The organism is Nostoc sp. WHI, assembly GCF_015714725.1.
In the GTDB taxonomy this organism is placed as follows: domain Bacteria; phylum Cyanobacteriota; class Cyanobacteriia; order Cyanobacteriales; family Nostocaceae; genus Nostoc.
The window spans coordinates 1-2,656 of the sequence record NZ_WBKM01000058.1; the positions used below are offsets into that span (position 1 = coordinate 1).

Below are 2,656 nucleotides of genomic sequence, written 5' to 3' on the forward strand. Positions count from 1 at the left end.
TCTTAATTCTTAGTAATTCAGATGTGAGAATAACCTCTGTTTTATTCTTGTTCTTGCTCCCTTTTGGTCGTCCACGCTTACGTTTCTCTTTCTTGTTTATTTCTGGGGTTGATGACAGGCTACTTTTTTCTACATCGCTCTTTATTACCTGTTCTATCCGAATCGGAAACGAGTGCCTTTGTTCAACACTTACTAATGATAATGTAAAAAAAGATAGTCCTAATATAGGTTTGCTAACGAGGCTAGAAAAAAATCTATCCAGCCCATAAGTTTGTTTTCCTGATTTACTCACTACAACTTCATCTCCTGCAAGTAAATACACCTCATTCGCACGGAACAAATGCTTGCGGAAAAATAGCCAAAACAACGTCGCCCAAGGAATTACTGTATGAAAGAACCGCAACATCGTCCGATAACTACCACCAATGCCTGCCCAACGCGAAATTCCCAACATAGTGACTCGACCGCTCATTGCTAACATCGCCAGGATTATTTGGTTCAATTGCCGCATCGTTGTAGCGTTGATCTGCGGTAACAGGCATTGTAACAGTGATAAGATGTTGAACATGGGCTGCTTGTAGTTTTTGAGTTGTCGTTGTGAGAGACAATAACTCTACTACGCCAGCCCTCTCTCTTCATAATCTTTTTTTGGCGAAGGTATTGTAGAGGTACAAGAACATGAGTGGCAGCTACAAGGGAGATGTAAGAGAGTAGCCCTAAGCTGGGAGGGCAATCTATTAAGATAAAATCGTAATCTGATTCAATTGGTTCGATGGCTTCTTTGAGACGGAAATCGCGCATAGAAGCATTAACCAATTGCATTTCTGCTGTACTCAGAGAGATATTGGCAGGGGCTAAATCCATGCCATGAATTCCTTCAATAATTGGCAGGGGTTGTTCATCCACAATGGCATTGTTGACAGTTTGCTCTATCTCTCTTGGAACCAAGCCCATAAAAATGGTTAAGCTGGCTTGGGGATCTATGTCGATGAGCAGAACGCGATGACCCAGTTGTGCTAGGTGGTAGCCCAGGTTTTGGGTAAGGGTGGTTTTGGCAACACCTCCCGCCTGGTTAAAGACTGCGATGATTCGGCTCATAAGTGAGTTGGTTTACCTGCACCGTTACAACTTAAGATAACTGTTGATGCGTCAATCGGTGTTGTTTATCAAAAATTATGATCGCACGCTTATCCCAGCCTCTAGCTCTTTATGCTATTGGGGTGAACAATAGTAATTCCTTCAACTTCTACAAAGTCTTTTGGGTTTAAAGTCAGAATATGGCTGATGTTATGGGCAAGCACTACTGCTTGTATGCGTAAATCGTGGGTGCGTTTACCTGAAATCTTATAAGTTGTAGCGAGGCTAAACCAAAGGCGAAATATATCTGGTGTTTCTTCTAGCCACTCAAACTGATTTATTAGCATTTGCACCGTTCGTTCGGTTTCTTCTGGTGTCCATCCCAATCCATTTACAGCTACAGGACGGGTAGCTACAACCCAAAATTCAATTAAAACTTGAGATGTAATGAAACATCGATGGTTATTAGATATTAGATACCTTATTGTGCGATCGACAAGATTGTAATCAGGTGAAGCTATATCCCTGGAGCGTAACAGGATATTGGTATCTAATAAATAATGGGTCATACTTCATCATCGTAGATATTTTCTCGACGCAGAGCTTCATCATCAAGGTTGGCATAGCTTTTTGGTGCTGTATCTATCCACTCCTGCCAAAGTAATAATCTCTCTGATGATGTTTGAGGTTTACTAGTTAGTAACGTTAAATGCTTGTTACTAAGCTTTTCTTGAAAGAGTTTTTGCTCTTCAGGGGAGAGGTTTAATACCACTTCTACGAGGGAATTAACAAGTTGTACATTCATGGTTGTGTATACGATTCACTCTTCTTCAGTCGGGAGCGACGGGCTTTCGCCCTGCCCTTATGCTGCTTTACTATAATACTGACTATTGCTCCCGCCATACAGCAAACGACATAGCTAATTTCTGCTCACGCTGCCAAGAGTCAAAACGTCTTCCCAGGATTTAAGAACTCGTGGCAATTAGGCGGCGTAGCGGAGTGCTGGGCGGGGCTTTTATAAACAAGGCATCCCCACAAGTAAACTATTGCCCCGTCCCAGCACCGCCTAATTGAGCGAAGCGGCCACGAGTTCGTCGGTTCAACACTCTTATTATGGGAGCAATGCGATTTTGTGAGATAACCCCACCTGGAGAGCGATCGCTAATAAACTCTTACGTACATATTAAACATTTAATACAATGACCTGAGTAATATTCGTTAGAAGACACAACCTGTGCTAAAAACGAGGTTTCTGTACATTGTTGCGACTATAAAAAAGGTAAAATTTCTTTTCAGGAATAGTTTTGAAATAGGAAGTATCTACTTTTATGGAGAAAAACATATATGCAAATCTAAATTTTGCCGATTCATTATCAGATTTTAAAGAGGATGTAACGAAACTTTTAGAGTTGAAAAATATCGAGGAGTGGTCTGGAAGAATAGTTAAAGAAAGAGAAGAAACAATTAGACAGGCTGCGTTAGTTTTAGCGGGTCAATGTATCGCCATATTATTGCATAAGCTTTCTCAATCAGAGTCGGCTCATCAAACAGCAATTAATCAAACCAAAGGATGGTGGCA

Annotated in this window: 3 protein-coding genes and 2 pseudogenes; 1 reads left to right on the forward strand and 4 read right to left on the reverse strand. The window is 41.2% G+C overall.

Going from position 1 to position 2,656, the window contains the following annotated elements; translation table 11 throughout:
* The 4 genes and pseudogenes from F8S12_RS06035 to F8S12_RS06050 all read right to left on the reverse strand — a co-directional run.
* Positions 1-568, reverse strand: a 568-nt coding sequence (locus tag F8S12_RS06035; protein ID WP_196515429.1) for a transposase, incomplete at its 3' end; no start/stop codon positions are given.
* A gap of 92 nt (positions 569-660) precedes the next feature.
* Positions 661-1,098 (reverse strand): annotated as a pseudogene (locus tag F8S12_RS06040) (ParA family protein); the annotation flags it as partial.
* A 101-nt stretch (positions 1,099-1,199) separates the two neighbouring features.
* A complete protein-coding gene (locus tag F8S12_RS06045) occupies positions 1,200-1,646 on the reverse strand; it encodes a type II toxin-antitoxin system VapC family toxin (RefSeq protein ID WP_196515430.1) in 447 nt (148 codons plus the stop codon).
* Positions 1,643-1,882 carry a hypothetical protein gene (locus F8S12_RS06050; protein ID WP_196515431.1) on the reverse strand — a complete coding sequence of 80 codons (240 nt, stop codon included), beginning with the start codon at positions 1,880-1,882 and terminating at the stop codon, positions 1,643-1,645. The genes F8S12_RS06045 and F8S12_RS06050 overlap by 4 nt, the downstream gene beginning before the upstream one ends.
* A 523-nt stretch (positions 1,883-2,405) precedes the next feature.
* Between F8S12_RS06050 and F8S12_RS06055 the strand changes: the two are divergent.
* Positions 2,406-2,656 (forward strand): annotated as a pseudogene (locus tag F8S12_RS06055) (ISLre2-like element ISCst1 family transposase); the annotation flags it as partial.